Annotated in this window: 13 protein-coding genes; 6 read left to right on the forward strand and 7 right to left on the reverse strand. The window is 66.4% G+C overall.

Annotation, left to right across the window (positions count from 1 at the left end; genetic code table 11):
* Window positions 1–23: 23 nt before the first annotated feature.
* Together NG696_RS08925 and purD are read right to left on the reverse strand one after the other, a co-directional pair.
* The gene (locus NG696_RS08925) at window positions 24–977 is read right to left on the reverse strand and encodes a phosphoribosylaminoimidazolesuccinocarboxamide synthase (RefSeq protein WP_252575202.1); all 954 of its coding nucleotides are present in this window, start codon (window positions 975–977) and stop codon (window positions 24–26) included.
* Between the two features lies 1 nt (window position 978).
* The gene (gene purD, locus NG696_RS08930) at window positions 979–2,313 is read right to left on the reverse strand and encodes a phosphoribosylamine--glycine ligase (RefSeq protein WP_252570596.1); all 1,335 of its coding nucleotides are present in this window, start codon (window positions 2,311–2,313) and stop codon (window positions 979–981) included.
* 102 nt (window positions 2,314–2,415) lie between these two features.
* On the opposite strand from purD, the gene NG696_RS08935 reads away from it, so the two are divergent.
* The 3 genes from NG696_RS08935 to NG696_RS08945 are packed head-to-tail and all read left to right on the forward strand — an operon-like array spanning window position 2,416 to window position 5,425.
* A complete protein-coding gene (locus NG696_RS08935; protein ID WP_252575204.1) occupies window positions 2,416–3,993 on the forward strand; it encodes a molybdopterin-dependent oxidoreductase in 1,578 nt (525 codons plus the stop codon).
* Window positions 3,994–4,029: 36 nt separating this feature from the next.
* Window positions 4,030–5,046 (forward strand): asparaginase, encoded by a 1,017-nt coding sequence (locus NG696_RS08940; protein ID WP_252575206.1) that lies wholly within the window; start codon window positions 4,030–4,032, stop codon window positions 5,044–5,046.
* A 1-nt stretch (window position 5,047) separates the two neighbouring features.
* A complete protein-coding gene (locus NG696_RS08945) occupies window positions 5,048–5,425 on the forward strand; it encodes a sterol carrier family protein (protein ID WP_252575208.1) in 378 nt (125 codons plus the stop codon).
* Window positions 5,426–5,501: 76 nt separating this feature from the next.
* Here the strand turns inward: NG696_RS08945 and NG696_RS08950 are convergent, their stop codons facing one another.
* The 3 genes from NG696_RS08950 to NG696_RS08960 all read right to left on the reverse strand — a co-directional run bounded on the left by NG696_RS08950 (window position 5,502) and on the right by NG696_RS08960 (window position 8,443).
* Window positions 5,502–6,182 carry an HAD family hydrolase gene (locus tag NG696_RS08950; RefSeq protein WP_252575210.1) on the reverse strand — a complete coding sequence of 227 codons (681 nt, stop codon included), beginning with the start codon at window positions 6,180–6,182 and terminating at the stop codon, window positions 5,502–5,504.
* Between the two features lie 44 nt (window positions 6,183–6,226).
* Window positions 6,227–6,517, reverse strand: a complete 291-nt coding sequence (locus NG696_RS08955; RefSeq protein ID WP_252570412.1) for a YegP family protein — start codon at window positions 6,515–6,517, stop codon at window positions 6,227–6,229.
* 123 nt (window positions 6,518–6,640) lie between these two features.
* Window positions 6,641–8,443 (reverse strand): glycoside hydrolase family 15 protein, encoded by a 1,803-nt coding sequence (locus NG696_RS08960; RefSeq protein WP_252575212.1) that lies wholly within the window; start codon window positions 8,441–8,443, stop codon window positions 6,641–6,643.
* A gap of 136 nt (window positions 8,444–8,579) precedes the next feature.
* Between NG696_RS08960 and NG696_RS08965 the strand changes: the two genes are divergently transcribed.
* Window positions 8,580–9,662 (forward strand): App1 family protein phosphatidate phosphatase, encoded by a 1,083-nt coding sequence (locus NG696_RS08965; protein WP_252575214.1) that lies wholly within the window; start codon window positions 8,580–8,582, stop codon window positions 9,660–9,662.
* Between the two features lie 39 nt (window positions 9,663–9,701).
* Window positions 9,702–10,553, forward strand: a complete 852-nt coding sequence (locus NG696_RS08970) for a formate/nitrite transporter family protein (RefSeq protein ID WP_252575216.1) — start codon at window positions 9,702–9,704, stop codon at window positions 10,551–10,553.
* A 12-nt stretch (window positions 10,554–10,565) separates the two neighbouring features.
* On the opposite strand, the gene NG696_RS08975 is transcribed toward NG696_RS08970, so the two are convergent.
* Window positions 10,566–12,131 (reverse strand): glycoside hydrolase family 1 protein, encoded by a 1,566-nt coding sequence (locus tag NG696_RS08975; RefSeq protein ID WP_252570418.1) that lies wholly within the window; start codon window positions 12,129–12,131, stop codon window positions 10,566–10,568.
* A 14-nt stretch (window positions 12,132–12,145) separates the two neighbouring features.
* Here NG696_RS08975 and NG696_RS08980 point away from each other — a divergent pair, with 14 nt between their 5' ends.
* Window positions 12,146–13,765, forward strand: coding sequence for an AAA family ATPase (locus NG696_RS08980; RefSeq protein WP_252570420.1), 1,620 nt, complete (start codon window positions 12,146–12,148; stop codon window positions 13,763–13,765).
* On the opposite strand, the gene NG696_RS08985 is transcribed toward NG696_RS08980, so the two are convergent.
* The gene (locus NG696_RS08985) at window positions 13,714–14,091 is read right to left on the reverse strand and encodes a hypothetical protein (RefSeq protein ID WP_252570422.1); all 378 of its coding nucleotides are present in this window, start codon (window positions 14,089–14,091) and stop codon (window positions 13,714–13,716) included. The two genes, NG696_RS08980 and NG696_RS08985, sit on opposite strands and share 52 nt — an antisense overlap.
* Window positions 14,092–14,101: the final 10 nt, after the last annotated feature.

Here is a 14,101-nt window from a genome sequence, read left to right on the forward strand (position 1 = left end):
AAGCCGGGCCCGTCAAAGGTGTGCTAGGCGAACGTCCTGCCGGTGATCTTCTCGTAGGCCTCGACGTAGCGGCTGCGCGTCCGGGCCACGACGTCCGCCGGCAGGGCGGGCGGTGCCTCGTCGGAGTTCTTGTCCCAGCCGGATTCGGCCGACGTGAGCCAGTCGCGCACATACTGCTTGTCATAGGAAGGCTGCGCCTTGCCCGGCTCATACGTGGCCGCATCCCAGAAACGCGAGGAATCCGGCGTCAGGACCTCATCGCCCAGGGTGATGGCCCCGGACACGGCATCGTAGCCGAACTCCACCTTGGTGTCGGCGAGGATGATGCCGCGTTCGCGGGCGATCTTCTCGGCGCCGGTGTAGATCTTGAGGGTCAGCTCGCTCAGGCGTGCGGCGATGTCGTCCCCCACCATGGCCACAACATCGTTGTAGGAGATGTTCTCGTCATGCTCGCCCACTTCGGCCTTGGCAGACGGTGTGAAGATGGCCTGTTCCAGCCGGGACCCGTCCACCAGGCCCGGCGGCAGCGGAATCTCGCAGACGGTCCCCCTGGCCTTGTACTCCAGCAGTCCCGTGCCGGTGAGGTAGCCGCGGGCGATGCATTCCACGGGGAACATGTCCAGCTTCCTGCAGATCATCGCGCGGCCTTCCACGGCCGCGGGAACGCCGTCTTCCACGGTGGATGCCAGCACGTGGTGGACCACGTCAAGCTGGTCGAACCACCACAGGCTCAACTGCGTGAGGATGCGGCCCTTGTCCGGGATTTCGCTGGCCAGCACGTGGTCGAAGGCGCTGATGCGGTCGCTTGCCACCACCAGGACGCAGTCCTGTCCCACCTGCTGGCGGATGGCTTCGTCCGCCGGTTCGTAGAGGTCGCGGACCTTGCCGGAGTAAACGTGCGTCCAGCCCGGCAGGTCCAGGGTTTCGGTGCTGAAGCCGCGGGGCTGCTGTGGTTCCTGGGCGGAATTCTCGGTCATGTTATGCCTTCGCCTTCGCCTTCGTGACAGGGAGCGATCCGGTGGCAGATCCGGTGGCCAAGGCCGTTACCTTGATTTCGCCGCGGGCGGCCTTGCGGCCGATGTCCGTCCGGAACTGGGAGCCTTCCAGCTGAACCAGCTCCACGCCGTCGTAGGCCCGTTCCCGGGCCTCCACCAGGTCGCTGCCGAGAGCAACGACGGCGAGCACCCGGCCGCCGGCGGAGATAACCTTGCCGTCGTCGTCGAGCGCGGTGCCTGCGTGGATCACGTGCACGCCGTCGAGCTCATCCACCTTCTTGAGTCCGCGGATGCGGTCACCGGTGCGCGGGGAGTCCGGGTAGTTTTCGGACGCGACGACGACGGCGACGGCAGTCTCCTTGGACCAGCGCAGCTCGTCTGCCTTGTCCAGTTCGCCCTTGGCGGCTGCCAGCAGCAGCGCACCCAGGGGGGTTTTGAGCCGGGCCAGCACGGCCTGCGTCTCGGGGTCGCCGAAGCGGACGTTGAATTCGATGACGCGGGTGCCGCGCGTAGTCAGCGCCAAGCCAACAAATAGCACACCCACGAACGGGGTGCCGCGGTTCGCCATCTCGTTGACCGTGGGCTGGGCCACCCGGTCGATGACTTCCTGGACCAGTCCGGCGGGAGCCCATTCCAGCGGCGTGTAGGCACCCATGCCGCCGGTGTTGGGGCCTTCGTCGTTGTCGAAGATGCGCTTGAAGTCCTGCGCCGGGGACAGCGCCACGGTGTTGCGGCCGTCGCACAGGACAAAAACGGACACCTCGGGGCCATCGAGGAATTCCTCGATCACCACGGTGCCGGCGGCGTCGAAGCACGTCTGCGCGTGGGCCAGGGCTTCGTCGCGGTTGTTGGTGACCACTACGCCCTTGCCGGCCGCGAGGCCGTCGTCCTTCACCACGTAGGGGGCGCCGAAGGTGTCGAGGGCCGCGGCGGCTTCCTCGGCGTTTGTGGCCACCATCGCCATGGCTGTGGGGACTCCCGCTTCGGCCATGACTTCCTTGGCGAACGCTTTGGAGGCTTCCAGCTGGGCCGCGGCCTTGCTGGGGCCAAAGACCGGAATGCCGGCGTCGCGGACGGCGTCGGATACCCCGGCAGCCAGCGGCGCCTCGGGGCCCACCACGACGAGGTCCACGCCGAGCTTGGTGGCCAGTGCCGCGACGGCGTCGGGATCATTCCCGTCAATGTTGTGGGTGGGGACCAGTTTGCTGATGCCGGCGTTGCCGGGAGCTGCATGGACCTCGGAAACGTTGGGGTCGGCGAGCAGGGAGCGGACAATGGCGTGTTCGCGGCCTCCAGGGCCAATGACGAGTACCTTCACAGTCCCCAAGGGTACTTTGTGCACCCTGCCGTTTCCTAAGGGTGTTCCTAAGCAGTGTCCCCGTCCGGCCATCCCTGCGGCCCGCCGCAACGAATCCAAGGCATGAAGAAGCTTCTGAAGTGGCTCAAGGGTCCCGCCGCAATGGCCGCGCTGGCAGGCGTGGCGGCTGCCGCCGTCGTACTTTCCGTTGCGGAGCTGATCGGAGCGTTCTTTACCGCCCGGGCAACCCCGGTGATCGCGTTGGGGTCCACGTTCATCGACTTCACACCGCCGTGGATGAAGGACTTTGCCATCGCCACGTTTGGCACCAATGACAAAGCCGCGCTGTTTGTGGGGATGGGCCTGACCATTTTCCTGCTGGCTTGCGTGCTTGGTGTGGTGGCCTACCGCAAGTGGGCGCTAGGCGTGGCCGGTGTGCTGCTTATGGGCGCGGTGATCGTGGCCAGCGTGGTGACGCGGGCCAGCGTGAAGCCGTTGGATGCCATCCCCACCGTGCTGGGCACAATTGCCGGGCTGGTAGTGCTGCGGCTGCTGATCGTCCCGCTCTGGCGGCTGAAGTCCTGGCCTGAGGCGCCTGCCGACACGGGCGCTGAGGAACCTGACCGTCCCGCCACCAGCCGCCGCCGCTTCTTCGCCGCCGCCGGGATCACCGTGATCGGCGCCGGGATCGCGGCCACGGGCGGACGCCTGCTCAGTGCCGCGCGCAGCAACGTCTCCAAGGCCCGCGATGCCCTGCAACTGCCCGCCCCGGCAAAGGCCGCCGCGGCTGTGCCCGCCGGCGTCCAGTCCCCCGCTGCCGGCGTGACACCCTGGATCACGCCCAACGGGGACTTCTACCGGATCGATACCGCCCTCAGCGTCCCCGAAATCAATGCCGATGACTGGGAGCTCCGCGTGCACGGGCTGGTGGAGGAAGAAGTCCGTCTCACGTTCCAGGACCTGCTCGACGCCGACCTCATCGAATCGCACGTGACCCTCACCTGTGTCTCCAATCCCGTGGGCGGAAACCTCGCCGGGAACGCACGCTGGCTCGGCCTTCCCATTCGCGAGGTCCTCAAGAGGGCACGTCCCAAGGACGGCGCGGACATGGTGCTGTCGACGTCGATCGATGGCTTCAGCGCCTCCACGCCGCTGGAGGTCCTGCAGGATGACCGCGACGCCATGCTGGCGATCGGCATGAACGGTGAGCCCCTGCCGCTGGAGCACGGCTATCCGGTCCGGATGGTGGTGCCCGGGCTGTACGGTTTTGTCTCCGCCACCAAGTGGGTGGTGGACCTGGAAGTGACGCGGTTTGCGGACAGCAAGGCCTACTGGACCCAGCGCGGCTGGTCCGAGCGCGGCCCCATCAAGACCATGGCCCGGGTGGAAGTCCCGAAGTCCTTCGCCAAGGTCCCCGCCGGCCGGGTGGCGATCGGCGGCACGGCATGGGCGCAGACCCGCGGCATCACCAAGGTGGAAGTCCAGATCGACAACAACCCCTGGACCGAGGCCGTCCTGTCCACCGAGGCGTCCCTCATCACGTGGCGCCAGTGGTCCTTCGACTGGGAAGCCACACCCGGACCGCACTACATCAAGGTCCGCGCCACCGACGGAACAGGCGAGGTCCAGACCGATCAGCGGGCCGATCCGGTGCCCGACGGCGCCTCCGGCTGGCAGTCCGTCATGGTCACCGTGGAGTAGCCCGGCATTCGACGATTCCGCCCCTAGACTGGCAACATGCCGCACAACCCGCATGCCACGTTCACCGTGGACTCCGCCGTCGAACTCGCCGTTGTTGAACGAAGCGGTTTTGTGGAGTCCCGGCATATTGGCTCCGCCGTCGTACTGTCCTCCGACGGGTCCGTCGTCACCGAACTCGGCGACATCCGGACTCCCCTGTACGCACGTTCCGCGCTCAAACCGCTGCAGGCCCTGGCGTCCATGCAGTCCGGCGTACCCCTGCGCGGCGCGCAGGTTGCAGTGGCCTGCGGCAGCCACGTCGGTTCCCTGGACCATATGGATGTGGTGGAGGGGATGCTCAAGGCCGCCGGCGTCCGGGAGGACCAGCTCCAGTGCCCCGCCGCCTGGCCGCAGGACGAGACGGCCCGTAACTGGCTGGTCCGTTCCGAAAAGGGCAAATCGAAGCTAGCCTTCAACTGCTCCGGGAAGCACGCCGCTTTCCTGTGGGCCTGCACGGAAAACGGCTGGGACACCCACAGCTACCTCGAGCCCAACCATCCCCTGCAGCAGCGCATCCGCAGCGTGATCGAGGAATACAGCGGCGAGCACATCGCCCATCTGGGCATTGACGGCTGCGGTGCCCCAGTTGCTGCTATTTCGCTGACCGGGCTGGCCCGCGCCTATTCGATGCTGGCCAAGGCCCCTGGCGACAAGAACTCCAACGCCCGCGCTGCCACCATCACCACCTCCATGCTCGACTACCCGTGGGCCGTCCAGGGCCGCGGCGAGGCCAACACCATCGTGATGGACGAGCTGGGCATCATCGCCAAGATCGGCGCCGAGGGAGTCCTGGCCATGGCCACACCCCAGGGTGTCTCGGTGGCCATCAAGATGCTGGACGGGAACCTGCGCGCCACTTCGCTGGTGGGACTGACCCTCCTCGCCGCGGTTGGCGCCGTGGATATCCCCGGCGTCTCAAGCGTTCTCGAAAAAGTGGTTGCCCCGGTGATGGGCGGCAGCCACGAGGTGGGCAAGATCCGTCTGGGTCCGGCCGTGTCCGCCCTCCTGGACTGACATGGCTGTAGCGCGCCGTCGGATCGGCATTGAGGAAGGCACAGCGGCGCTGGCCGCATGGCAGGAAGCCGCCGCGTCGCCGTCGGACGTTCCGCTCCCCCGCAACGTCACCGCAACGGCCGTGCGGTACACGCTGGAGGAGGTAACCGCGCGGGCACCGGGGAACTCGGTGGAAGTGCGGGTGCCGCCGTTCGGCGTCACCCAGTGCGTGGAGGGACCGCGGCACACCCGCGGAACCCCGCCCAACGTGATCGAGTGCGACGCCGCCACCTGGCTCGGCATGGTGACTGGCCAGTTGAGCTGGACGGACGCTGTCGCGGCGAGCAGAGTGTCCGCCTCCGGACTGCGCGCGGACCTCTCAGCCCTGTTGCCCCTCTAACCCCTCCACCGGCCCCGGCACCAGCGCGAACGGACAGTTAAGCCCCCGCGCGGAGGGCCACAAGTGTCCCCTCGCGCTACTGGGCGCCAGCGGGGTTCGATTCCAGCGTCAGCAGCCTGCCGATGGCGCTTGCCTGCAGGTTGTCCAGGAGGTCCCGGGGGCCGTCGTAGACCTCGGCCGCGCCTGCCTCGCGTAGTTCGGCGGCGCTGGTCCCGCCGCAGGTGACGCCGATGGCAGGGATTCCCAACGCGGCAGCAGCTTGCATGTCCCACACCGCATCCCCCACATAGACTGCTCCGGCCGCGGCCACACCAACAGCTTCAAGCGCGGCCACGAGGATGTCCGGGGCCGGCTTGCTTGCCTTCGCATCGTCCGCGCTGGTGGCGGCATGGATGAACGAGTCCGCACCAAGGGCTTTGCGGGTGGCCTTCAGATCCTGCGTTCGTGCCGATGATGCCAGGGCGACGGCGAGTCCCCCGGCGTGACACTGCGCAAGCAGCTCCTTGGCGCCGTCGAACGGTCGCAGCGACGGCCAGCTCTGCGCGAAGACTGCCGCATGGCTGGCCAGGATGTCGGCGTCGGCCTCGCGGTCCCGGCCAGCAGGAAGAAGCGTGTCCACCAAACGATCGCCACCCATCCCGACGCACCGGTGAATGGCGGCCATGGGGACGTCATGCTGGTGCTGTCGGAACGCCTGCCACCACGCGAGCGTGTGGATGTAGGCGGAGTCCACCAGGGTCCCATCAACGTCAAACAAGACGCCCCATCGCCGCCCGCGGACCAGGGCGTGGCTCTGGGTGATCACCCGACTACAGCGCGAGCGGCCCCGGACAGCTTCTTGCCGCGGGCGGCGCTATCCTTCGGGGATGACGTGGGGCCAATCCGATCCCGGATCACGGTTCCGGCACCGTTGTTGCTGAAGTCCCTGATCAGGCCTGTGCCGGCAATCTCGCGGGCCATCGCAATGCCGGCCACCGCTGCGCGCTTCGTTGGGAAGGTCACCGAGATAGCCATCAGGCTTCCTGAACCATCCAACATCCGTACCCTGTAGCCGCCGTCAGGCGCATCCACCAGCTCAAAATGTCCGGCCATTACAACCACCCCTCGTTCAGTCGCGGCGCTGAGCCCCATTAGGAGCGCTCCGCAAGTCTAGTAAGTATACTTACCTTTCTCCCGGACGTGAAGAGCGGGGCAGGCCCTCAGGCCCTCATTGCCCTACCTGTCTGTCTCCGGGGGAATAGGTGTGTCACTGCGGCGAACCGTATCCTGATGAAGCTCAAGAGCGCTTGTCACAAGCGCGAAGTGACTGAAGGCCTGGGGCGTATTGCCCAGCTGCCGCCCTGCCCTGACGCCCCATTCCTCGCTGAGCAGGCCCACATCGTTGCGGAGTTCGAGCAACCGCTCGAAGAGTTCGGTGGACTCCTCGGTGCGTCCCGCGCCCAGCAGGGCCTCCACCAACCAGAACGAGCAGGCCAGGAACACCCCTTCGTCTCCCGGGAGGCCGTCGTCGCTGTCGGCGGGACGGTAGCGGAGCACAAAACCGTCTTCGGTGAGCTCCCGCTGGATCGCGTCAATGGTCCCCAGCACCCGGGGATCATCCGGCGACAGGAAGCCCACCCGCGGGATCAACAGCAGGCTGGCATCCAGTTCGGGCCTGCCATACGCCTGCACAAAAGTGTTGCGGACGGGGTCGAAGCCGTTGGCCATGACGTCCCGGTGGATGGTGTCGCGAAGGGCCTCCCAGCGTTCCACGGGGCCGGGCAGGCCGAAATCGCGGACACCCTTAACCATCCGGTCTGCGGCCACCCAAGCCATCACCTTGGAATGGGTGAAATGACGCCGCGGCCCGCGCATCTCCCAGAGTCCGTTGTCCGGCTGGTCCCAGATGGTCTCCAAGTGCTGCATCAGGGCAACCTGCACATCCCAGGATTCGTCCGTGTGCTTCAGCAGGGAGTTCCTGGTCAGCGCAAGGCAATCCAGCACCTCGCCCCAGACGTCCAGCTGAAGCTGCTCCGCCGCGCCGTTGCCGGTCCGCACGGGTTTGGAATTCTCATAGCCCGCAAGCCAAGGCAGTTCCATCTCCGGAAGCCTGCGTTCGCCGTGGATCCCGTACATGATCTGCAGGTCGGCCGGATCGCCCGCCACTGCGCGGAGGAGCCAGTCACGCCAGGCGGCTGCCTCGGTGGTATAGCCGGCGGCCAGCAGCGCCTGCAGCGTCATGGTGGCGTCCCGCAGCCAGCAGTAGCGGTAATCCCAGTTGCGAGGACCGCCGAGCTGTTCCGGGAGGGACGTTGTCACGGCCGCGACGATGCCGCCGGTGGGAGCGTAGGTCAGGGCTTTCAGGGTCACCAGTGAACGGAGCACGGCGTCCTGGTACTTGCCTTGGACGGTGAATTGGGAAGCCCAGCCGCGCCAGAAGGCCAGGGTGGTGCCCAGCACTACCTCGGCGTCCACCGTGTGCGGGCGGGGAACGTGGCTGGGCGCCCACGTCAGGACAAAGGGGATGCGCTCCCCCGCGTGGACTGTGAAGTCACTGACGGAGTGCATGTTCTCGCCGTGAAGCGGCGCCTTGGTGACGAAGTAGACGGAGTCCGGGCCGGCGATGGCATGCAGGCCGTGCCTGTCGCGCCGCACCCAGGGAACGATATGCCCGTAGTCGAACCTCAGCGCCAGTTCGCCGTGCATCCTGACGCTTCCGCTCACGCCCTCGACGATCCGCACGATGTCCGCCACCTCATCACGTGGTGGCATAAAGTCAATAACCCTGACGGTGCCCTCCGGGGTTTCCCATTCTGTTTCCAGGATCAGGGTCCCCTCCCGGTAGCCGCGCCTGGTGCAGGTGCCGCCGCTCTCGGGTGCCAGTAGCCAGCGTCCGGCCTCCGGCGTATCCAGGAGCGCGTTGAAACATGCCGGGGAGTCGAAGCGCGGCAGGCAAAGCCAGTCGATGGAGCCCTCGGTGCTGACCAGGGCGCCGGTGTGGAGGTCGCCAACTACTGCATAATCTTCAATGCGCGCCATTCCCATACACTGCCACAAGGATTGCCGACGGGGTTGGGTGGGCACTCCGGGTTCCTGATTGAGGGCTGACGTCACGTACGACGGCGGGACCGCCGGACGTGCCGGGCGAGCGGCTGCGCTGTGGCAGAGTGGAGACATGGACAGGGCTCCTCAGAATTCACCGCAGAACACTCCGCACCCCGCACCGCTGTCCGGCACCCAGCTTTTACGCCTGGCGCACCGGATCTCCGCCGTCGTCAACGCCGTCCGAATCCAGCTCGCCAAGGGCTGGAATTTCGCACCGAAGACCATCGCGTACCAGGGCTACGGTTCAACCGGCTGGGTACGCGTGCTCGGCCGCGTCCTGTTGACCAAGAATCCGGCCCCGGGCAGCCGGGCCGAGCAGGCGGCCCGCAACGGCACGCAAAACGTCCGCGGCTGGCGGGCCTTCACCAGCGTCCCCCTGCAGTTCATCGAGGTGGAAATTACCATCGGCGGCGTCACCACCCGGGTCCGGGCGGACCGGGGCGGCCTGATCGACACCGTGGTGGACGTGCAGCTCCCGCCGGGCTGGCACACCGCCATCCTGCAGGCTGACGGGACCGAACCCGTGGAGACGCTGATCCAGGTGATCGATGCCGATGCGAAGTTCGGCATCGTGTCCGACATCGACGACACCGTGATGGTCACCGCCCTGCCGAGGCCATTCCTGGCCCTGTGGAACACGTTTGTCCTCAGCGAACGGGCCCGGATGGCGACGCCGGGGATGGCGGTCCTGCTGGAAAGGCTCACCATTGAACACCCGGACGCGCCCGTTATCTACCTGTCCACGGGTCCGTGGAATGCTGCCCCCACCCTGGCGCGGTTCCTGGGCCGGAACATGTATCCATCCGGCGCCCTCCTGCTCACCGACTGGGGCCTGACCCAGGACCGCTGGTTCCGCAGCGGGCAGGAGCATAAGCACCGCAACCTGGAGCGCCTCGCCAAGGAATTCCCGGACATGCGGTGGCTCCTGATCGGCGACAACGGCCAGCATGACGAACAGATCTACTCAGGCTTCGCCCAGGAAAACGCCGACAAGGTGGCCGCGATCGCCATCCGGCAGCTCTCCGTCAGCGAGTCCGTCTTCGCCGGCGGGCACTCCGAGAACGGCGACCACACCACCTCTGTGGTGCCCTGGATCTATTCGCCGGACGGCGCGGGGATGGCCAAGCAGCTCAAGGTCCTGGACCTCCTCTAGATCAATCACCACACACTTTCAGGCGGATAGGCGACACGCATGAGCGACACCGACGGCGATGCGCGGCGGCGGGAACTTGGCGACAATCCAGGCCCGGTTGAGGAGGAGGTGGAGGAATCCTTCGACCGCACGGTTGAGGAAGGCGCGCAGCGGCTGAACCGCTCCTTTCGGGACGTGCTCATCACCGGCTTGTTCGGCGGGTTTGAAATAGGCGTTGGCATTATGGCGTACCTCGGCGTTCTATATGAGACCGAGAACCACCTTCTCGCGGGATTGGCGTTCAGTGCAGGCCTCATCGCCCTCCTGCTGGCCAAGAGCGAGCTGTTCACGGAAGGCTTCCTGGTGCCCATTGCCGCGGTCGTCGCACGGGAGGCAAGCTACGCGCAGCTCGGGAAGCTCTGGGGCGGCACACTCATCGCTAACCTGGTGGGCGGTTGGCTGTTCATGGCATTGATCATGACAGCGTTCCCGCAGTGGAGCGAGACCATCACGAAGGAAGCCACCCACTATCTCGACGCCGGGTTTAACTGGAAAACCGTGTGTCTTGCCGTGTTGGCGGGGAGCACCATCACGTTGATGACCCGCATGCAGCACGGGACGGACAGCGTCACCGGCAAGATCGCGGCCGCCGTCGTTGGCGCTTTCCTGCTCTACGGGCTGCAGCTCTTCCACTCGATCCTGGACTCGCTGCTGATCTTCGGTGCCATCCACACGGGTGCTGACATCAACTACCTTCAATGGCTCGGCTGGTTTTCCTATGTAGTGGTCTTTAATGTGCTTGGCGGGGTCCTGCTGGTGACCGCGCTACGGCTGGTGAGTGCCAGCAAGCTGGTGAAGGAACGTCGCGATGACTCACCCGAGGACCCGGAGGACGCGCACCACGCCGGCTAGGTTCCCAGGACACTAGGCGGTGGCACCTGAGGTGGTCACGCCGTCGTCGGGAGATACCGCCGTTTCGGGATCAGCGGCAGTGTCCGGTTCCTCACTGGCGGCCTGCGCGACGGCGGCACCCGCCGTCGCGGCAAGGTTCCGCTCCTCGATGAGCTCCTGAAGCCAGAAGTAGGACGCCTTCGGCGTGCGCTCCAGGGTCTCGAAATCAACATGCAGCAGGCCGAACGGCTGGTTGTAGCCTGCCGACCATTCGAAATTGTCCAGGAGCGACCACACGTAGTAGCCCCGCAGGTCGATGCCCTCTGCGTCACCGCCCGGGGCCGTGGCCTTCAGCGCTGACTCGATGTGGTCCGACAGGTATTTCAGCCGCCGCTCGTCCGGGATGAAGGTGGTGTTGGTGGACTTGTCACGGACGATGATGTCCTCGAAACTCGCCCCGCCCTCGGTGATGATCACCGGCGGCAGATGCGGGTACCGCTCTGCCATCTCTTTCAACGCCACCCCCATGTACTCGGGCTTCACCGGCCAGCCGTAGGAGGTGATGTCCGCTTCGGGCCAGGCCTCGACGTGGAACGGCGTGGAGCCGTTGCCTGCCGCACTCAAGTCACTGCCCATGGCCTCCGCCATGCTCGCCGGCACAGCCCCTTCACCAGGACCGAAAGCCACCTTCGTGGGCATGTAGTAGTTCAGGCCGTAGAAATCCAGCGGCTGGGAGATGATCTCCATGTCCTCGTCCGGATGTTCGAATGAGCCGAAGAACTTCGCGGCGCGGATGATATCCGGATATTGGCCAGTGAGGACGGGGTCCGCGTACAGCCGGTTCTGGGCGATGTCCATCAGGCCCGCACTCATCCAGTCCAGGGGGTTGATGGAGTTCGGGACCATAGGCGAGTACACGTTGGTCATCCCGATCTCGCCTGGGACCCCCGCCGCCCGCAATGCCTGCATCGCGAGCCCGTGGCCCAGAAGCTGGTGGTGCACGGTAGGCAACGCGTTGACCATAAGTGCTTCGCCCGGTGAGTGCAGGCCCATGGTGTAGCCGTTGGTGCTGACCGTGGCGGGCTCGTTGATGGTGACCCATCGGGCAACGCGGTCGCCGTACGCAGCAGCGGCAATCGCGGCGAACTCCCCCAGGCGGTAGGCGGTATCGCGATTCATCCAGCCGCCGGCGTCGTCCAGTGCCAGCGGAGTGTCCCAGTGATAGAGGGTGACCATGGGCGAAATCCCGTTGGCCAGGAGTTCGTCCAGAAGCCGGTCATAGAACGCCAGCCCGGCAGGGTTCACCGGGCCGCTGCCGTTGGGCTGGATCCGGGGCCAGGACAGTGAGAACCGGTACGAGTCGACACCCAGCTGCTTCATAAGGGCAACATCGCCGGGCATGCGGTGGTAGTGGTCGCAGGCTACGGCCGGGCTGTGCCCGCCCACGATGGCACCTTCCTTGGCCGAAAACACGTCCCAGCCCGCCGTGCCCCTGCCGTCTTCAGTAAGGGCTCCCTCGATCTGGAAGGCCGCCGTGGCCACGCCCAGCGTGAAGTCCGCAGGGATGAGGGCGGCCAGGTCCTTGGCGGAAATGTGCATGGATTCAGTCCTTCATGACCGAGAAAGCGTGGAACGGGTACGTCCCAGAATGGCACACGGCAGGGCTGCTGACGAGCGTCGCTGCTAGATCTGAGCATGATGAAAAACTGGGGAAGTTCATCGACGATTTTTCCGAGCTGGTCCAGCTGACGCAGGCCGGAAACCACCGGCAGCAGGCGGGCAAGCGGCTGCTTGAGGCGCTGACGGAGCACCCGGGTGAGTCGGCTGAAGGCCTCTCCGTGGTTGTGGAGAACATCCTGCCGCACCGGTTTGTGGACGCGGACATCCTGATGGCGGAGTTTGCCGGTCAGGATCCGGACAGCCGGCTGGTGGGCATCGGCGGCGGCGGCCAGCGGCACCACCAGTCGCTCAGCGACATGGTGCAGCACTCGCAGCTGTTTCCCCAGTTTCCCCTGTCCCAGCCCGAGTACACGAACCTTGCCGTGGGGCCTGACCAGCAGCGCCAAGCGGTGGCCATAGGGCTCTGGCTCTTCAGCCGCGAAGGGCACAGGCTGGCCGTATTGCAGCGCGACGCGGCCCCGTATACCGGGCGTCAGTCCGCCACTTTGGAAGTGCTGGCCGCCCGGCCGGAAGCAGCCACCGGATTCCTGGCCGAGTTCCGCCTCCGGATGGACAACAACAGCGTCCTCAAGGGACAGGTCATCTCCTTAGTCATGTCCGAGTACGGGCCGAGCACCGCGGGGGTGACGTTCCACCACCGCCCCAGCCTCCCGGCGTCGGACGTGATCATGCCCGACGGCCTGCTGCAGAAGGTCGCGGACCACACCGTGGGCATCGCCACGCACCGGGCGTCCCTCAAACAGCACGGCCAGCACCTCAAACGCGGCATCCTGCTGTACGGCCGGCCGGGGACCGGCAAGACGCACACCGTGCGCCACCTGCTGAGCCAGAGTGAAGGTTCGACGGCGATCCTCCTCTCGGGCGGTTCCCTCGCCAGGATCTCGGAGGCGGCACGCATGGCGCGGGCGCTGCAGCCCTCGATCGTAGTGCTGGAGGATTGCGATCTCATCGCCGAGGACCGGAGTTTCGGGCACGGGCCGCAGCCGCTGCTGTTTGAGGTGCTCGACGCCATGGATGGCCTGGATAACGACGCCGACGTCGCGTTCGTGCTCACCACCAACCGGCCGGACATGCTGGAGCGGGCGCTGGCGCAGCGCCCGGGCCGGGTGGACCTCGCGGTGGAGATCCCGCTGCCGGCCCATGCCGAGCGGGTCAGGCTGCTGGGACTGTACGGCCGCCTGGTGGCGTTCAGCCCGGCGGCATTTGATGCCGCCGCGGAACGGACGGCGGGAACCACCGCATCCTTCGCCCGGGAACTGGTCCGGCGGGCCGTGGTGGCTGCGGCGCTGGATGACGCGCCGGTGTCCGATTCGCACCTGGCGGCCGCCGTGGAGGACCTGATGGCCGACGCCGAAACCCTCACCCGCAGCCTGCTGGGCAGCGGCACGGACGCGGCCGGTTCGCCGGGATTCCCGGGGCCCGGATTTCCAGGGCCGGGTTTCCCGGGCCTGGTATGCCAACGTCCGGCATCCCGGGACCAGGCCTCGCAGGATGAGCCGACTCATTGTGAGCCGAACAGAAATTCCTTGGCGTGGGCAACAGCCTTCCGGTAGGCATCGTTCCGGAGCGTGACGAGTTGCTCCGTGTCGTCTTCGGCCGGCTCCAGGTAGCCGGTGTATCCGGGCCGGAGCACCCAGATATCGCCGGCGGGCGGAAGGTAGAACACTCCGAAGGACCGCTGCTGTTCCTCTTCTGCGGTCCACACGGGCACAACGGCCAGGGCCGCGCCGGTGACGGGGTTGATCCATTGGGCCCTGGGCAACGGCTCTTCGTGGGCTTCAGGGTTCAGGAACGGCGCGGTGCCCTTGCCCCAGCGTTGCTCGAAGCGTTCGTGGAACGCGGGGATCAGGTGGGAATCGTAGCGGCGCCACTCGGTCATTGTTGTCCGC

This window comes from Pseudarthrobacter cellobiosi (assembly GCF_023913755.1).
GTDB classification, from domain to species: Bacteria; Actinomycetota; Actinomycetes; order Actinomycetales; family Micrococcaceae; genus Arthrobacter; species Arthrobacter cellobiosi.

Bases quoted from the DNA above. Each gene is read 5' to 3' on its own strand.
- NG696_RS08925 (WP_252575202.1), bottom strand. From the start codon at position 977: ATGACCGAGAATTCCGCCCAGGAACCACAGCAGCCCCGCGGCTTCAGC.
- NG696_RS08935 (WP_252575204.1), top strand. From the start codon at position 2,416: ATGAAGAAGCTTCTGAAGTGGCTCAAGGGTCCCGCCGCAATGGCCGCG.
- NG696_RS08940 (WP_252575206.1), top strand. From the start codon at position 4,030: ATGCCGCACAACCCGCATGCCACGTTCACCGTGGACTCCGCCGTCGAA.
- NG696_RS08945 (WP_252575208.1), top strand. From the start codon at position 5,048: ATGGCTGTAGCGCGCCGTCGGATCGGCATTGAGGAAGGCACAGCGGCG.
- NG696_RS08955 (WP_252570412.1), bottom strand. From the start codon at position 6,517: ATGGCCGGACATTTTGAGCTGGTGGATGCGCCTGACGGCGGCTACAGG.
- NG696_RS08960 (WP_252575212.1), bottom strand. From the start codon at position 8,443: ATGGCGCGCATTGAAGATTATGCAGTAGTTGGCGACCTCCACACCGGC.
- NG696_RS08965 (WP_252575214.1), top strand. From the start codon at position 8,580: ATGGACAGGGCTCCTCAGAATTCACCGCAGAACACTCCGCACCCCGCA.
- NG696_RS08970 (WP_252575216.1), top strand. From the start codon at position 9,702: ATGAGCGACACCGACGGCGATGCGCGGCGGCGGGAACTTGGCGACAAT.
- NG696_RS08975 (WP_252570418.1), bottom strand. From the start codon at position 12,131: ATGCACATTTCCGCCAAGGACCTGGCCGCCCTCATCCCTGCGGACTTC.
- NG696_RS08980 (WP_252570420.1), top strand. From the start codon at position 12,146: ATGACCGAGAAAGCGTGGAACGGGTACGTCCCAGAATGGCACACGGCA.
- NG696_RS08985 (WP_252570422.1), bottom strand. From the start codon at position 14,091: ATGACCGAGTGGCGCCGCTACGATTCCCACCTGATCCCCGCGTTCCAC.